At 59.5% G+C, this 14,512-nt stretch carries 14 protein-coding genes; 3 read left to right on the top strand and 11 right to left on the bottom strand.

Annotated features, from left to right (window positions below):
- Window positions 1-20: 20 nt before the first annotated feature.
- The 6 genes from pepN to ACYZTM_RS28550 are packed head-to-tail and all read right to left on the bottom strand — an operon-like array spanning window position 21 to window position 6,535.
- Window positions 21-2,678: an aminopeptidase N gene (gene pepN / locus ACYZTM_RS28575; RefSeq protein ID WP_461985965.1), complete on the bottom strand. Its 2,658-nt coding sequence runs from the start codon at window positions 2,676-2,678 to the stop codon at window positions 21-23.
- Window positions 2,679-2,688: 10 nt separating this feature from the next.
- Window positions 2,689-3,519 (bottom strand): DUF2797 domain-containing protein, encoded by an 831-nt coding sequence (locus ACYZTM_RS28570; RefSeq protein WP_461985963.1) that lies wholly within the window; start codon window positions 3,517-3,519, stop codon window positions 2,689-2,691.
- Window positions 3,516-3,776 carry a YeaC family protein gene (locus ACYZTM_RS28565; RefSeq protein WP_090183249.1) on the bottom strand — a complete coding sequence of 87 codons (261 nt, stop codon included), beginning with the start codon at window positions 3,774-3,776 and terminating at the stop codon, window positions 3,516-3,518. The genes ACYZTM_RS28570 and ACYZTM_RS28565 overlap by 4 nt, the downstream gene beginning before the upstream one ends.
- 31 nt (window positions 3,777-3,807) lie before the next feature.
- Window positions 3,808-4,677: a rhomboid family intramembrane serine protease gene (locus ACYZTM_RS28560; RefSeq protein ID WP_461985961.1), complete on the bottom strand. Its 870-nt coding sequence runs from the start codon at window positions 4,675-4,677 to the stop codon at window positions 3,808-3,810.
- Window positions 4,674-5,648, bottom strand: a complete 975-nt coding sequence (locus ACYZTM_RS28555) for a metallophosphoesterase (RefSeq protein ID WP_371928431.1) — start codon at window positions 5,646-5,648, stop codon at window positions 4,674-4,676. The genes ACYZTM_RS28560 and ACYZTM_RS28555 overlap by 4 nt, the downstream gene beginning before the upstream one ends.
- A complete protein-coding gene (locus tag ACYZTM_RS28550; RefSeq protein WP_010459816.1) occupies window positions 5,645-6,535 on the bottom strand; it encodes an NAD(+) kinase in 891 nt (296 codons plus the stop codon). Before ACYZTM_RS28550 ends, ACYZTM_RS28555 begins: the two co-directional genes overlap by 4 nt.
- Before the next feature lie 107 nt (window positions 6,536-6,642).
- On the opposite strand from ACYZTM_RS28550, the gene ACYZTM_RS28545 reads away from it, so the two are divergent.
- Entirely contained in the window at window positions 6,643-7,593 is a 951-nt protein-coding gene (locus tag ACYZTM_RS28545) for a DUF1853 family protein (RefSeq protein WP_131062052.1), read from the top strand.
- Between the two features lie 104 nt (window positions 7,594-7,697).
- Here the strand turns inward: ACYZTM_RS28545 and ACYZTM_RS28540 are convergent, their stop codons facing one another.
- The 3 genes from ACYZTM_RS28540 to ACYZTM_RS28530 all read right to left on the bottom strand — a co-directional run bounded on the left by ACYZTM_RS28540 (window position 7,698) and on the right by ACYZTM_RS28530 (window position 10,189).
- On the bottom strand, window positions 7,698-8,981 hold the full coding sequence (locus tag ACYZTM_RS28540; protein WP_461985958.1) for an arsenic transporter: 1,284 nt from the start codon (window positions 8,979-8,981) through the stop codon (window positions 7,698-7,700).
- A gap of 31 nt (window positions 8,982-9,012) precedes the next feature.
- Window positions 9,013-9,360: a metalloregulator ArsR/SmtB family transcription factor gene (locus ACYZTM_RS28535; protein WP_461985956.1), complete on the bottom strand. Its 348-nt coding sequence runs from the start codon at window positions 9,358-9,360 to the stop codon at window positions 9,013-9,015.
- Between the two features lie 268 nt (window positions 9,361-9,628).
- Window positions 9,629-10,189, bottom strand: a complete 561-nt coding sequence (locus ACYZTM_RS28530) for an NADPH-dependent FMN reductase (RefSeq protein ID WP_131062904.1) — start codon at window positions 10,187-10,189, stop codon at window positions 9,629-9,631.
- A gap of 174 nt (window positions 10,190-10,363) precedes the next feature.
- On the opposite strand from ACYZTM_RS28530, the gene ACYZTM_RS28525 reads away from it, so the two are divergent.
- Complete coding sequence (locus ACYZTM_RS28525; RefSeq protein ID WP_131062905.1) at window positions 10,364-10,624, top strand: hypothetical protein; 261 nt, start codon at window positions 10,364-10,366, stop codon at window positions 10,622-10,624.
- An 88-nt stretch (window positions 10,625-10,712) separates the two neighbouring features.
- Window positions 10,713-11,606: a LysR substrate-binding domain-containing protein gene (locus tag ACYZTM_RS28520; RefSeq protein WP_461985953.1), complete on the top strand. Its 894-nt coding sequence runs from the start codon at window positions 10,713-10,715 to the stop codon at window positions 11,604-11,606.
- On the opposite strand, the gene ACYZTM_RS28515 is transcribed toward ACYZTM_RS28520, so the two are convergent.
- Window positions 11,572-12,186: a GNAT family N-acetyltransferase gene (locus ACYZTM_RS28515; protein WP_461985951.1), complete on the bottom strand. Its 615-nt coding sequence runs from the start codon at window positions 12,184-12,186 to the stop codon at window positions 11,572-11,574. The two genes, ACYZTM_RS28520 and ACYZTM_RS28515, sit on opposite strands and share 35 nt — an antisense overlap.
- 14 nt (window positions 12,187-12,200) lie before the next feature.
- A complete protein-coding gene (locus ACYZTM_RS28510; RefSeq protein ID WP_461985949.1) occupies window positions 12,201-14,456 on the bottom strand; it encodes an Orn/Lys/Arg family decarboxylase in 2,256 nt (751 codons plus the stop codon).
- Between the last annotated feature and the right edge of the window lie 56 nt (window positions 14,457-14,512).

Raw genomic sequence — 14,512 nt, 5'->3', positions numbered from 1 at the left:
GGTACTCCGCGGAACAGGGATCAAGCCAGGCTTTTGCTGACCACCTCGAACACATCACTGGACAACTGACCCGAAGCACGAATCCGCTCCAGCTCACCTTTCATCAAAGCCTGACGAGCGTCGTCGTATTTGCGCCAGCGAGTCAGCGGTGCCAGTTGGCGAGAAGCGATCTGCGGGTTAAACCCGTTCAACTCGATCACCAGATCCGCCAGGAACCGATACCCGGACCCATCAGCCGCATGGAAGTTGATCAGGTTCTGCCCGGCAAACGCACCGACCAGTGCCCGCACCTTGTTCGGGTTCTTGATGTTGAACGCCGGATGCTCCATCAACTGACGAACACGCTCCAGACCACCCGGCAACGTGCTGCCCGCCTGGACACTGAACCACTGATCCATGACCAGCGGATTGTCCTTGAAGTGCTCGGCAAAACTCGCCAGCGCCCGTGCTTTGTCTTCTTCATAGGGCGAGTTGACCAACACCGCCAACGCCGTCAGGCGTTCGGTCATGTTGTCGCTGGTCTCGAATTGTTCAAGCATTGCCGCCAACACTTCCGGCTTGCCGCTGAGCATCAGGTACGACAGCGCAATGTTCTGCAACGCGCGACGCGCAAAATGCTCCGCCTCGGCCACATACGGGGTTTTCTTCGACAGGTCGCGGTTGGCCTGATAACGCAGCCACAGCGCTTCGAACAAACCTTCAGCCAATTGCTTGCGGGCAAACTCGCGAGCGCTATGGATGGCATCGACGTCAGCCACTTCGCTGATTTCAGTCAGGTACGCCTCGCCTGGCAGCGAAAGCATTTCCGCAACCATCGCCTGGTCCAGCGTCTCGTCGGACAGCACGGTACGCAAGGCAGAAATCAGGCGCTGATCCAGCACCAGTTTCTCGCCCTTCTGCTGCTGAGCGATCAGCTCTTGCAGCACCTGAACTGACAATTGCTGACCGGCATCCCAGCGGTTGAAACCGTCGCTGTCGTGCTGCATCAGGAACATCAGTTGATCGCGGTTGTACGGGAAGCTCAGTTTCACCGGTGCCGAGAAACCGCGCAGCAACGAAGGCAGCGGCTGTTCGGCGATGTCGACGAAGGTGAAGGTCTGCTCGGCTTCGGTCACCGAAATGACCCGCGAAGTGCCTTGGGCACTGGCTTCACCGGAAAGACGCAACGCAAGGGCCGCCCCTTTCGGGTCCAGCAGGCCCAATTCCACAGGAATCACGAACGGCAGTTTTTCAACCTTGTCCGGGGTCGCCGGGCAGCTCTGGCGGAAGGTCAGGCTGTAGGTTTTCGCCGCCGCATCGTAAGACTCGCTCACCGCCAGACGCGGCGTGCCGGCCTGGCTGTACCAGCGTTTGAACTGGGTCAGGTCGACACCGTTGGCGTCTTCCATGGCTTTGATGAAGTCATCGCACGTCACGGCCTGGCCGTCATGGCGTTCGAAGTACAGGTCGCTGCCTTTGCGGAAGCCTTCGGCGCCGAGCAAGGTGTGGATCATGCCGACCACTTCCGAACCCTTTTCGTACACGGTCAGGGTATAAAAGTTGGAAATCTCGATGAAGCTGTCCGGGCGCACGGCGTGAGCCATGGGACCTGCGTCTTCGGCGAACTGATGGGTGCGCAGGTACGCCACGTCCTGGATACGCTTCACGGTCGCCGAGTTCATGTCGGCGGAGAAGCCCGAATCGCGGAACACGGTGAAGCCTTCCTTGAGCGACAACTGGAACCAGTCGCGGCAGGTCACGCGGTTGCCCGACCAGTTGTGGAAGTACTCGTGAGCGACGATCGCTTCGACACGCTGGTGCGCGGCGTCGGTCGCGGTTTCGGCGCGGGCCAGCACGGCGCTGGAGTTGAAGATGTTGAGGCCCTTGTTCTCCATGGCGCCCATATTGAAGTCGTTAACCGCGACAATCATGAAGATGTCCAGATCGTACTCGCGACCGTAGACCTCTTCGTCCCAGCGCATAGACTTCTTCAGGCTGTTCATCGCGTGCTGGCACTTGTCGATGTTTTCCGGCTCGACATAAATGCGCAGCGCGACGGAGCGCTCGCTCATGGTGGTGAAGGTGTCTTCGACGCACCACAAGTCACCGGCCACCAGCGCGAACAGGTAGGCAGGTTTCTTGAACGGGTCTTCCCAGGTCGCCCAGTGCCGGCCCTCTTCGCCGGGACCTGAGGCAATCGGGTTACCGTTGGACAGCAACACCGGATAGCTGTGCTGCTCGGCGACCACCGTGGTGGTGAAGGTGCTCATCACGTCCGGGCGGTCGAGGTAATAGGTGATCTTGCGGAAGCCTTCGGCCTCGCACTGGGTGCAGAACATCGTGCCGGATTTGTACAAACCTTCCAGGGCGGTGTTGGTTTCCGGGTGGATCTTGACGCTGGTATCGACCGTGAACGTGGTGCTGGTCGGGTGCAGGGTCAGATGGCTTTCAGTCAGTTGATAATCAGCGTCGCTCAACTCGTTGTCGGCCAGGGTGACCGACAGCAGTTCGAGTTGCTGGCCATCCAGCACCAGCGGCGGCAGGCCCAGACCACGCTCAGGATTGCGGCGCATCACCAGTTGCGCATGGACCAGGCTGTGGTCCTCGAACAACTCGAAGGTCAGGTGCGTCTCGTCGATCAGGTACTCGGGCGCCTGATAGTCCTTCAGGTAAATCATCTTCGGTTGTTCGGTGCGCATGCTGGAGTCCTTACTGATGCACGGCGAGCTGATAAGCCGTGTATTTACGAATATTGATCACGCCGGTGTCGAATATCAGGTATTGGCCCTTGATCCCCAACAGCGTGCCTTCGGCAATCGGATTCTTGTCCAGGTTGAAGCTGACGATTTTGGCCGGGTATTGCTCGACCGGATAGCGGATTTCGAGGGTTTCTACGTCGGCAATGGTCTGGATCGCTTGTAGGCCAAATCGTTCCTGCAAACCTTGCAAACCTTCGGCGCAACTATCAAATAGCTGATCGCGAACCTCGGCCAAGTTCACCGACACGGCGTCGCCCTTGAGTAAAGCACGCCAATTGGTCTTGTCTGCCACCTGACTGCGGAACAGGTCTTCGACAAACCCCGACTGTTGGCGGGTCGAGACGCGCATGATCGGCAACGCCTGACGGGCGCCCTGGTCGATCCAGCGAGTCGGCAGCTGGGTGGCGCGGGTAATCCCGACCTTCACCCCGGATGAGTTCGACAGATACACAATGTGATCGGTCATGCAGAACTTCTCGCCCCACTCCGGCTCACGGCAGGTGCCAGCGTCGTAGTGGCAACGCTCCGGGCTCATGATGCAGAGATCGCACTGCGCCAGTTTGGTCATGCACGGGTAGCAATACCCCTGGCTGAAACTGGTTTTGGTCTTGCGCCCGCAATGGGAGCAATGGATTGCCCCCAAGTATTCCAAACGCACCGTGGAGCCGATCAATGGATTGACCGGCACCTCGACGTCGTCCAGACGAAACGCGTACTGCACGTTCGGCCCGTCAAGGCGCGCCGACATTTTGCTGATTGCACCGCGGCCAATCTCAATCAATGGACGGCATCCGATTTGAACAGGATGTTCGGTACGCTGATCGACTTCGAACTGCATTCCTGCGGGCCCATGTAGCCAGTACGTTCTTCCTCGGGCAGGTTCTGGATTTCCCAGGCGATCATCGCTTGCAACGACAGTTCGCGTTGCTCGGCGGTGAGTTTGCCTCCGTCGGACCATTTGCCGATTTCCACCGCCAGTTTCAGGCTCTGGTAGATATCGGGGGTGATGTTTTGAATCATTTCGTTAAAAGAGGACATCAAGGGCTCCGCTCTTTAATACATAACTGATTTAGACGGCCAGTTTACGGCGGTTGTACAAACCACCCAACAAACCGGTCAAGCATCCGACGAGCAACCCGCTGACGTGGGCTGCGTTGGCTATTTCACCGAAACCGATCATCGAGACCAGCCCCGACAGGCACAACACCAGCCACACCAGCATCATCACCAGCACGCCGCGCGGCAGGCGATAAGCCGGGTTCGGCGACAACAACTGGAAAATCCAGCAATGCCCGAGCAAGCCGTACAGCACACCGGACAACCCGCCAAACAAGGTCGGGCCGCTGAAAACAAACTGGGCGTAGTTCGAGACCAGGCTGAAGAGCAAGGTCAGGCCGATCAGGTTGATGCTGCCTTGGCGCGACTCGATGCGCCGCCCCAGCTCCCAGAACCACATGCCGTTCATGGCCAGGTGCAGGATGCCGAAATGGATCAGCATCGGCGTCACCAGACGCCACCACTGCCCCGCCGCCAGGCTGTCAGCCAAAGGCACAAAATGGATGTACTCGCCGACGATGCGGAAATCGAGAAAGGTCAGCCAGCGCATCGTGTCGAGGTTTTCGCCCAGCAGCGTCACCGCACCGACAATCAGGCTCAGCAGCAACACCAACCCGGTCGCCTTGGCATGACGCAGCTGCTCGACGAAACCGGGACGTTTGGTGGTTTGCGCGACCGGAATGTCCAGCTGCTGATCAGGGTCGCCCGCCGGAAAACGTTCATATAAAGAGCGGACGTCTTCGCTGATACTGGCCGGCACCCACAGCACCTGTTCGCCCGACTCTTCGCTGACCCGATGCGGCACTTGCATGCGTTGCAGCAGTTTGACGAACCCACTCAGATCCACCGCCAGCGGCAGACGTAAAACGGCAACGGTACTCATTGCAGCATCTCCGGCCGCTCGACATCGACCCAGACAAATTTGTGCGGGTCGAGACGGGTTTCCTGATCCAGGCGATAGGCGACCAGTTTGCCGTAGAGCACCGCGCTGTAATCCAGGCAGGCCAGGTTTGGACGGATCGGTGCCGGTTTGCCGCTGCGCCAGTAATGGCCGACGAACAATAGCGGTTCATCGACGCCGTAACGCAGCAAAGTGTTTTTTTCGGTGGACGACAGTGGCGTCTGGGCCACGGGTTCGGGCAAGGCGTCAGGCTGGAACACAATGTCTCCGTAGGTTTGCGGGTCGTCTTCCCAGAATTTGGTGCGGAAGAATGAACGCGTCAGGCCATCGCCGCTGGTCATGGTCAAGCCGTGCGGCAAACGCATGTCGGTGCCGCGCAGCAAGCGATCGAACACGGTGCAGGCGAAACTGCCCGGCACAGCGGAGGCCTGGAGGAAATGTTCGTCGACGCAACCGTTGGGGAACAGCGCACGCAACGGCTCGATCAGGCCGGAATCCCAGCAGGCATGCACCACGCGGAAACGTCCGGCATCCACGAACAATGGCAATTCGTAGAACCATTGCTGGAAGTCATGCCAGTCGCCCGGATGATCTTCAAATTGAGTCAGGGTTTCACCAAGCAGGCGCGCATGGCGTGGCGTGTGTTCGCGCACGAACTGCTTGCCACTGCCCGGCGGCGCCGGTGTAGCCCAGCCGAGGGCGTTGAATTCATGGTTGCCCATGATGCACAACGCCTGACCGGCCTCGACCATGTCGTGGACGATGTGCAGCGCCTCGCGAATCCGCGGGCCGCGGTCGATGATGTCACCGACGAACACCGCCATGCGCGACGGGTGCCGCCAGACGCCACCTTGTTTGTGATAACCGAGCCGGTCGAGCAAGTGCTCAAGGGTCAGAGCGCAACCGTGCACGTCACCGATCAGGTCGTAGCTACGCGCGGGATCGAGCATCAGTCGCCTCCACCACCCAACCGGCTGCCCCAGCCAAGCTTGGTCCGGCAGACCTCATAGTAGTTGTGGTCGAGCGGGTGAATCAGCCGCAGCTTCTGGGCTTTTTTGCTGATGGTGATGGTGTCGCCCGGCGCGCAGGTGAAATGGTTCTGCCCGTCACAGGAGACTTGCGGGTAAATCTGCATATCTTTGGACACGACGATTTTCAGCTCACTGTTGCCATCGACCACAATCGGCCTGCCCGACAAGGTATGGGGGTACATCGGCACAATCACAATAGCGTCGAGCTTTGGATGCATGATCGGCCCGCCCGCCGACAGCGCATAGGCGGTCGAACCGGTGGGCGTGGCGACGATCAGGCCGTCGGCCTTCTGGCTGCAGACGAACTGGCCGTCGATGTACAGCTCGAACTCGATCATCCGCGTCGATTTGCCGGGGTGCAGCACCACGTCGTTCAGCGCGTCGCCCTGGCCGATGGCTTCGGCGTGGCGCCGCACTTCGGCTTGCAGCAGGAAGCGGTTTTCCACCAGATAGTGGCCGTCGAGCACTTCGGCGACTTTGACTTCCAGTTCATCAGGGCGAATATCGGTCAGGAAACCGAGGCTGCCCCGGTTGATGCCGAGCACCGGGATATTGTGTCGGGCCAAGGCACGCGCGGCGCCGAGCAGGCTGCCGTCACCGCCGACCACAATCACCATGTCACATACTTCGCCGAGCATCTTGCGTGACGAGGTTTGCAGGCCATGACCCGGCAGGACTTCGGCGATGGTGTCTTCGAGGATCACGTGCAGGTGACGATCGAGCAGAAACCGTTTCAGTCGGCGGACGGTATCCAGCACCTGCGAACTGCCCAGGCGACCGATGATGCCGATATTACGAAATTGCTCCATGAGGTTCCTGCGCGACGGTGAAAAACACGATTATGGTCGAAAGCGCGGGATAGACAAAATCCTTTCAGCCACAAGGGTGTACTCATGTTTAGGGCTATGCTCGCAAGATGATCCTATTTCCCGATTTGCTCCAGTTACCCCACCGGTTGCGCCACCCCGAAGTGCGCGACCTGGCGTGGGTCATCCTCGCGCCGCCGATGCTCGACATCACCCCGTGGCCGCAACGCCATCCGCTGGCCGGCAGCGACTGGGTGCAAGCACCGGAGCGGCTGGAACATTGGCTGAGGCAACTCGATCGTGACAGTTATGACTTGCTGCACTGGCTGGCACAGGCCAGGACCCGGCGACTGGGTCTGTATTACGAACGCCTGTGGCAATACGCCGTGCGCCATGCCCCGGGCATCGAGTTGATTGCCGCCAACATGCCGATCCGCCGCGAAGGCCACACGCTGGGTGAGCTGGACATGCTGTTGCGCGACCGCGATGGCGTGCATCACCTGGAACTGGCAATCAAACTTTATCTGGGCCCGCAGAAGGGTGACGGACACGACACGGCGCAATGGCTCGGGCCGGGCTGCCACGATCGGCTGGACCGCAAGCTGGCGCACCTGTCGCAGCATCAATTACCGATTTCCGCCCGACCCGAGAGCCGCGAGGTGCTGGCGGCGCTGGATATCCAGCAGTTCAGCGCGCATCTGTGGCTGGGCGGCTATCTGTTGTATCCGTGGCCAGGACAAGCCGCCCCCCCCAGCGGCGCGCATCCGCAGCATTTGCGCGGCAGCTGGCTGCATCAGAAGGACTGGGCGGATTTTGTCGTGCAGCGCCCGTTCGGCCGCTGGCAACCCCTGCCCCGCCATGCCTGGCTGGCGCCGGCGCATTATTCTGTGGAACAGACCTGGAATACCGAGCAGTTGAATGCGTGGCTCAGCGATCTGGAGCCTTTGGCCCCGGCGCAACTGATGGTGCGGCTGATCGAGAATGCCGACGGTGATTGGGAGGAAGCTGAGCGCTTGTTTCTGGTGGCGGATCTTTGGCCGAATGTGCCGGGTAGTGGCTGAGAATTGTAGTGTCTGGTCTGACCCCTTCGCGGGCAAGTCTCGCGCCTACAAAAGCACCCATACCCTGTAGGAGCGAGGCTTGCCCGCGAAAGGGGCGACAAGGTCTATATGGATAACCGCAAAGCCAAAGCCGCCAACGTCACCAACAAAACCGGCACCGTCAACACAACCCCGACCTTGAAGTAATACCCCCAGCCAATCTGAATATTCTTACGCTGCAGCACATGCAACCACAGCAACGTCGCCAGGCTACCAATCGGGGTAATCTTCGGCCCCAGATCGCTGCCAATAACGTTGGCATAAATCATCGCCTCCTTCACTGCCCCTGTGGCCTGGCTTGCATCGATCGACAGCAAGCCAATCAACACTGTCGGCATGTTGTTCATCATCGACGACAACAACGCCGTCAGCACGCCCGTGCCCATGGCCGCGCCCCAAACGCCGTAATTCGCAAACCCGTCCAGCCACCCGGCCAGATACCCGGTAAGCCCGGCATTGCGCAGGCCATACACCACCAGATACATGCCCAGCGAGAAAATCACGATCTGCCACGGTGCTTCTTTAATCACCTTGCGCGTGGAAATCTTGTGGCCACGGGCGGCGATGGCCAGCAGCAACGCCGCGCACACGGCCGAAATGGCGCTGATCGGAATGCCCAGCGGTTCAAGGGCAAAGCAGCCGAGCAGAAGAATCACCAGCACCACCCAACCGGCATAAAACGTGGTCTTGTCATGGATCGCGGTCGACGGAAGTTCCAGTTGTTCGGGGTCGTAATCCTTAGGAATGTCACGACGGAAAAACCACATCAGCATCGCCAGCGTGGCGGCAACACTGACGAAGTTGACCGGAATCATCACCGCCGCATAACGATTGAAGGTGATATTGAAGAAGTCCGCCGAAACGATGTTCACCAGGTTCGACACCACCAGCGGCAGGCTCGCGGTGTCCGCGATGAAACCGGCGCCCATCACGAACGCCAGGGTGGCGGCCGGGGAAAAGCGCAACGCCAGCAGCATGGAAATCACAATCGGCGTCAGAATCAGTGCCGCGCCGTCATTGGCAAACAATGCTGACACCAGCGCGCCGAGCAGCACCATATAAGCGAAAAGTTTTCGTCCGCTGCCCCGCCCCCAACGGGCCACGTGCAAGGCAGCCCAGGCAAAGAACCCCGCCTCGTCCAGCAGCAGGCTGATGATGATCAGCGCCACGAAGGTACCGGTAGCATTCCAGATAATCTGCCACACAATCGGGATGTCACCCAGGTGCACCACCCCGAAAATCAGCGCCAGCACTGCGCCGAATACCGCACTCCAGCCAACACCCAGGCCTTTGGGTTGCCAGATCACCAAAGTGATGGTCAAAAGAAAAATCAGCGACGCGATGAGCATGCGGAGCAGCCTTCAAAGAAAAATCGGGGGATTAGCAGCAGCGTACCGGGCGATCAGCCATTGCCTGCAAACGGTCGACATCAGCGGCCAGCCACTCACCGTGATTGGCCAGTGCGCCCTGCAACAGCGTGATGACCCAAGGCGACAATTGCGGGTGCAGGCGATAAAAAACCCACTGACCCTGACGCCGGTCTGCCAGCAGACCATTGCTGCGCAACTGCGCCAGATGACGGGAGATCTTCGGCTGGCTAAGCTCCAGCCCGGCCGTTAATTCACACACGCACAACTCGCCTTCGCGGGCGATCAACAGTGCGATACGACTGCGGGTGTCATCGGCCAGGGCCTTGAAAATATCGACGGGACTGCGAGAGCTGGACATGAGGGGACACGCCTCTGGACAAACAAGGCGTGAATATATGGAATTTCGAATATGCAGTAAAGCAAAGACTGGATTGCCCCGCTTCTGTAGCAGCTGCCGAGCAGCGCGCTGTGGCGAGGGGATTTATCCCCGTTCGGCTGCGCAGCAGTCGTAAAACCTGAACGAACGGTCTGTCTGATGCACCGCGTTGCTTGATTTCACGACTGCTTCGCAGCCGAACGGGGATAAATCCCCTCGCCACAAAGCAGCTGCTACAGGGGATTTCCAGTCACTCTTTTTTGTGTTGCTCGACCCACTTCCCATAAGCATCGATAAATTTCTGCAAGAACGGCCTCACCGATTCGGACAACTTGCCCGCCTCATCAAACGCCGACCCGGCGCCGTTCAGATAGGCTTCCGGTTGCTGCATGCACGGCACATCCAGAAACACCATGGACTGCCGCAAGTGATGGTTGGCCCCAAACCCGCCGACAGCGCCCGGCGAAACGCTGATCACCGCCCCCGGTTTGCCGCTCCAGGCGCTCTTGCCATACGGGCGCGATCCCACGTCGATCGCATTCTTCAGCGGTGCCGGCACCGAGCGGTTGTATTCAGGGGTGACGAACAGCACTGCGTCGGATGAACTCACTTGTTGGCGGAAAGTGCTGTAGGCTGCCGGCGGTGAAGTTCCATCGATGTCTTCGTTATAGAGCGGCAGGTCGCCAACTTCGACGATAGTGAGCTTGAGATTGGCAGGCGCCAGGTCGGCCAGGGCCAGCGCCACCTTGCGGTTGATCGATTCCTTTCTCAAGCTGCCGACCAGTACGGCGATCGTGTAGACGTTGCTCATGGAAGATTCTCGACTGTTCGATGGAAAGACTTGTAGTTATAGATGACGAATCACCCAGAGGGCTGCTGAATTCACCGCCCCTGACTATTTTTTTCCTGTAGGAAAACTTACCTCGCCCAAGCACGGTCTACAGAACCGCAAATTGAGTGATTTATCTCCAGAGGTTCTAAGCAGATGGCAGCAGTACTCGTCGGTCAGTTCCATGCAAGAGACGCGGAAGGCCGCGTTTATTCCGTGCATGAGTTCCAGGAATCCACCCCCTCGCATGACGGCCTCACTGGCTCGGTGCCTGTGACCACCTACAAACTGGCCATTGGCGATCGCGTCAAAAAGCTCGATGACAACCAGTTTCTGCTGGTGCAATCGGACGTCACCATCGTGCGCGAACCCGACACCTATGTCGGCAGCCTGCCGGAAACCACCGTCGCCTCATAACCCTGCGTTATGAGCAGAAGTCATATGCGCGCACTTGAGTTAGGATTCAGTCACTGACTCCCTCACCTGCTGAACATGGACTTCACGCATGCGTTTACGTCATATCGAAGTGATCCACGCGCTTTTGCAGACCGGTCACCTGAGCACCGCCGCCGAATGGCTGCAGTTGCCGGTGGCCGAGGTCGAAGGCATTTTGCGCGACGCCGAGGATCAGTTGGGATTCATGCTGTTTTCCAGCGTGCGGGGACGTTTGCAGGGAACACGCGAGGCGCGGGAGCTACAGGTTGAAATCGCCCACGTCTACGATGCGCTAGAGCCGGTCCAGCGACTGGCCAGCAGCCTCAAGCAATATCAGGCGCACCCGCTGCGCATCATCTGCACCCCGCCGTTGGCGCAACAGTTGTTGCCCCACAGCATCGCGGCCCTGCGCCGACGCCTTCCCGATGCGCCTTGCACCCTGCTGAGCCAGCCCACCCGCGAAATCGTCAGAAGCCTGTTGCTGCGTGAAAGCGATCTTGGACTGAGCCTGCATGATCCCGACCACGCCGACATTCATTGCCAAGTGATTGCCCAAGGCAAACTTCAGTTATTGGCGCCCCATGGCTGGCTGCAACCCAAACAGAAGTACATTTCGTTGCAGGATCTGGCCGGCCAATCGATGGTTGGCCTGGAAGGTCATGACCCATTGAGCCCGGCGCTCGACAACAAACTGCATGCCTTGCGCCCTGCACCGGTCATCCAGACCCGGGTGCAGACTCATCAGATGATGCGCAGCATGGTCGAGGCCGGCGAAGGCCTGGCGATCGTCGACCCGTTCACCGCCCTCGGTGCCAAGTCGAGCGGTCTGGATGCTTGCCCGTTGGCGCCTGCGGTGCCGATCAGCCTCTATGCCCTGACCCTGAAGAACGGCGAGCCAATGCCGGCCGTTCAGGTGCTGCTGGAGATCGTCATGGAACAAGCCGCGGCGATGTTGTCGAGCTGAGCGGATTTTCCAGCGGATTATCGAACAAGCGATACCAGAACAGCGCCACTTCGGCGGTGTTCGGGTCGATGCCGCGATAACGCAGATGATCGATCCCGCCAATCAAGAAACCAGAGCGCTCATACAGTCGACAGGCTCCCAGATTGTTGTTCTGGGTTTCGAGCATGATGCCCGGCAGTTTCTTCTTGCGACTCCAGAACTGCGCCACATCCAGCAACGCCTTGGCCGCACCATGACGGCGCGCCGGCGCATGCACGGCCAACTCGTCGATATGGGCAAAGCCGTTCCAATTGGTGCTGACCACCAGATGGCCGACCGGTTCGTCATCGAGATAGGCCATGAATACCGCACTGTCGGCGGCATCGCGGAAACTGCTGAACTCTTCGGGATCAATGCCGTAGCACTTTCGATAAGGGGTGATCGGCGTTACCAGCCACTGCTCCACGGGTTTGCCGATTTCGGCTGCGCCATAGGCCGCGACTTCAAAACTGAAGTCGCTGCCCCAGATATAGGGCGCGAAACCCTCGTCGGCGACACGCACCGAGAGGCCTGGGTATTTGGGATTCATGATCGGTTGCATACTCGGAAAGGTCCTCATTCCTTGATGCAATCAACGGTGTAAAGCCGTCCATTGCCCTCGTCTTCGTTTTGCAGTCCGTGCACATCAGCGACAAACCCGGGGAAACTGCTGTCGAACGTGCGAGCAAACGACAGGTAATCGATGATCGACCGGGTTGACTCGGTGAACCGCTCACCCGGCATGATCAACGGGATGCCTGGCGGATACGGAACCAGCATCACCGCGGCAATTCGCCCCTCCAGGGCATCGATCGACACCGCCTCTACTTCACCACGCACCAAATGATCATAGGCGTCCGCCGGCTTCATGGCGATTTCCGGCAGCACGGTGTACATGCGCTTGAGGTGTTTGGCCGTGGCATTGCTGCGATAACAGGCGTGCAATTGATCGCACAAATCCCGCAATCCCATGCCCTGATAACGTGCGAGATTCTGTTGCGCCACGCACGGCAGGCACGTTGCCAGACTGACGTTGGCGTCGTAACTGCGCTTGAACTCCAGCAACTCGGTCAGCAGCGTGCTCCATTTACCCTTGGTGATGCCCATCGAGAACAGCACCAGAAATGAATACAGGCCAGTCTTCTCGACCACCAACCCACGCTCCCAAAGGAACTTGCTGACCACTGCCGCCGGAATCCCGCGCTCGCTCAGCGCACCACCCGCGGTCAGGCCGGGCATGACCAGGGTGACCTTGATCGGGTCGAGCAACACGTAATCGTCGGTCACGCCACCGAAGCCGTGCCAGTCGGCGTCGGGTTGCAGCAGCCAGTCTTCGGTGACAACACGGTCGATGCCTTCCACCGAGGGCGGCTGCCAGATGGAAAACCACCAGTCATCCGCAGCGATGTGCTGACGCAAATTGGCCAGGGCCCGGCGAAAGCTCAGCGCCTCGTCGAACATTTCCTGCAACAGCGAACGCCCGCCCGGGCCTTCCATCATCGCCGACGCGACGTCCAGCGACGCAATGATGCTGTACTGCGGCGACGTCGAGATATGCATCATGAACGCTTCATTGAAGCGGTCGCGGTCCAGTTGCCGCGCGCCGCCGTCCTGGACATGAATCATCGAGGCCTGGCTGAACGCGGCCAGCAGCTTGTGCGTGGAATGCGTGGTGAACACCAGCGGACTGTCTTCGGTACGGGACGTGCCCATGCCGTAACGGCCGGCGAAAAACTCGTGAAACGCCGCGTAGGCATACCAGGCCTCGTCGAAATGCAGGACTTCGACGCTGTTGCCCAGGTTCTGCTTGATCAACTCGGCGTTGTAGCACAGGCCGTCGTAGGTCGAATTGGTCACCACGGCCAACTTGACCTTGGGCTCACGGCCCTGGGTCAGCGGGCTGGCGTCGATCTTGGCCTGAATCGATTCGCGGCTGAATTCGCTCAGCGGAATCGGACCAATGATCCCCAGTTCATTGCGCTCCGGGCACAGGTAAAGCGGAATCGCGCCGGTCATGATGATCGAGTGCAGCACCGACTTGTGGCAGTTGCGGTCCACCAGCACCAGGTCATCGCGAGCGACCATCGAATGCCAGACGATTTTATTGGCGGTCGAAGTGCCGTTAATTACGAAAAAGGTGTGATCGGCGCCGAAATTGCGCGCAGCCCTGGCTTCCGCCTCGGCCAGCGGGCCGGTGTGATCGAGCAAGGAGCCCAATTCCGGCACCGAGACCGACAGGTCCGAACGCAGGGTGTTCTCCCCGAAAAACTGGTGAAAGGCCTGCCCAACCGGGCTCTTGTGATAGGCCACACCGCCGCCATGACCGGGCGTGTGCCAGGAATAGTTGGAGTCGGCGGTGTGTTGCACCAGCGCCTTGAAAAAGGGCGGGAGCAAACCATCAAGGTATTTGCGGGCTGCCCGGGCCACTTGCCGGGCCAGAAAGGGCACGGTGTCTTCGAACAGATAGAGAATGCCGCGCAGCTGATTGAGCTCGGCCATGGCATCGGCCGGGGCGTTTTCCAGCGTCACTTGTTCGCCCAGCGCGAAGATTGGCAAGTCCGGCGCACGCACCCGCGCCAGACCGATCAGCTCAGCCATGTTGTGTAACAAATGCGAATGGGCGCTGGCGTCTTCAGCGGCAATCAGCATGCAGGAAAGGCCGTGATGGGTCGAAGCGACCAGCCGCCCTTCGGTGTAATCCACCGCCGAAACGATGCTGAAGCCTTCCTGCTCCAGCTCCCGGGCGATGCCACGCACGCGATCGCCGGCGACAGTATCGGCCTTGATGTCGCGGTGGACGATCAAAACCGGGAATTTCAAATCTTTATACATGAGGCTCAGCGTCCTGAGGCTGCAGACCGTGGCCTGCCAATCACCTCAGGGTAGAG

It is taken from the genome of Pseudomonas sp. MDT2-39-1 (genome assembly GCF_054898085.1).
The sequence above is the reverse complement of the archived record's forward strand: the minus strand, read 5'-3'. Positions and strand labels throughout refer to the sequence as shown.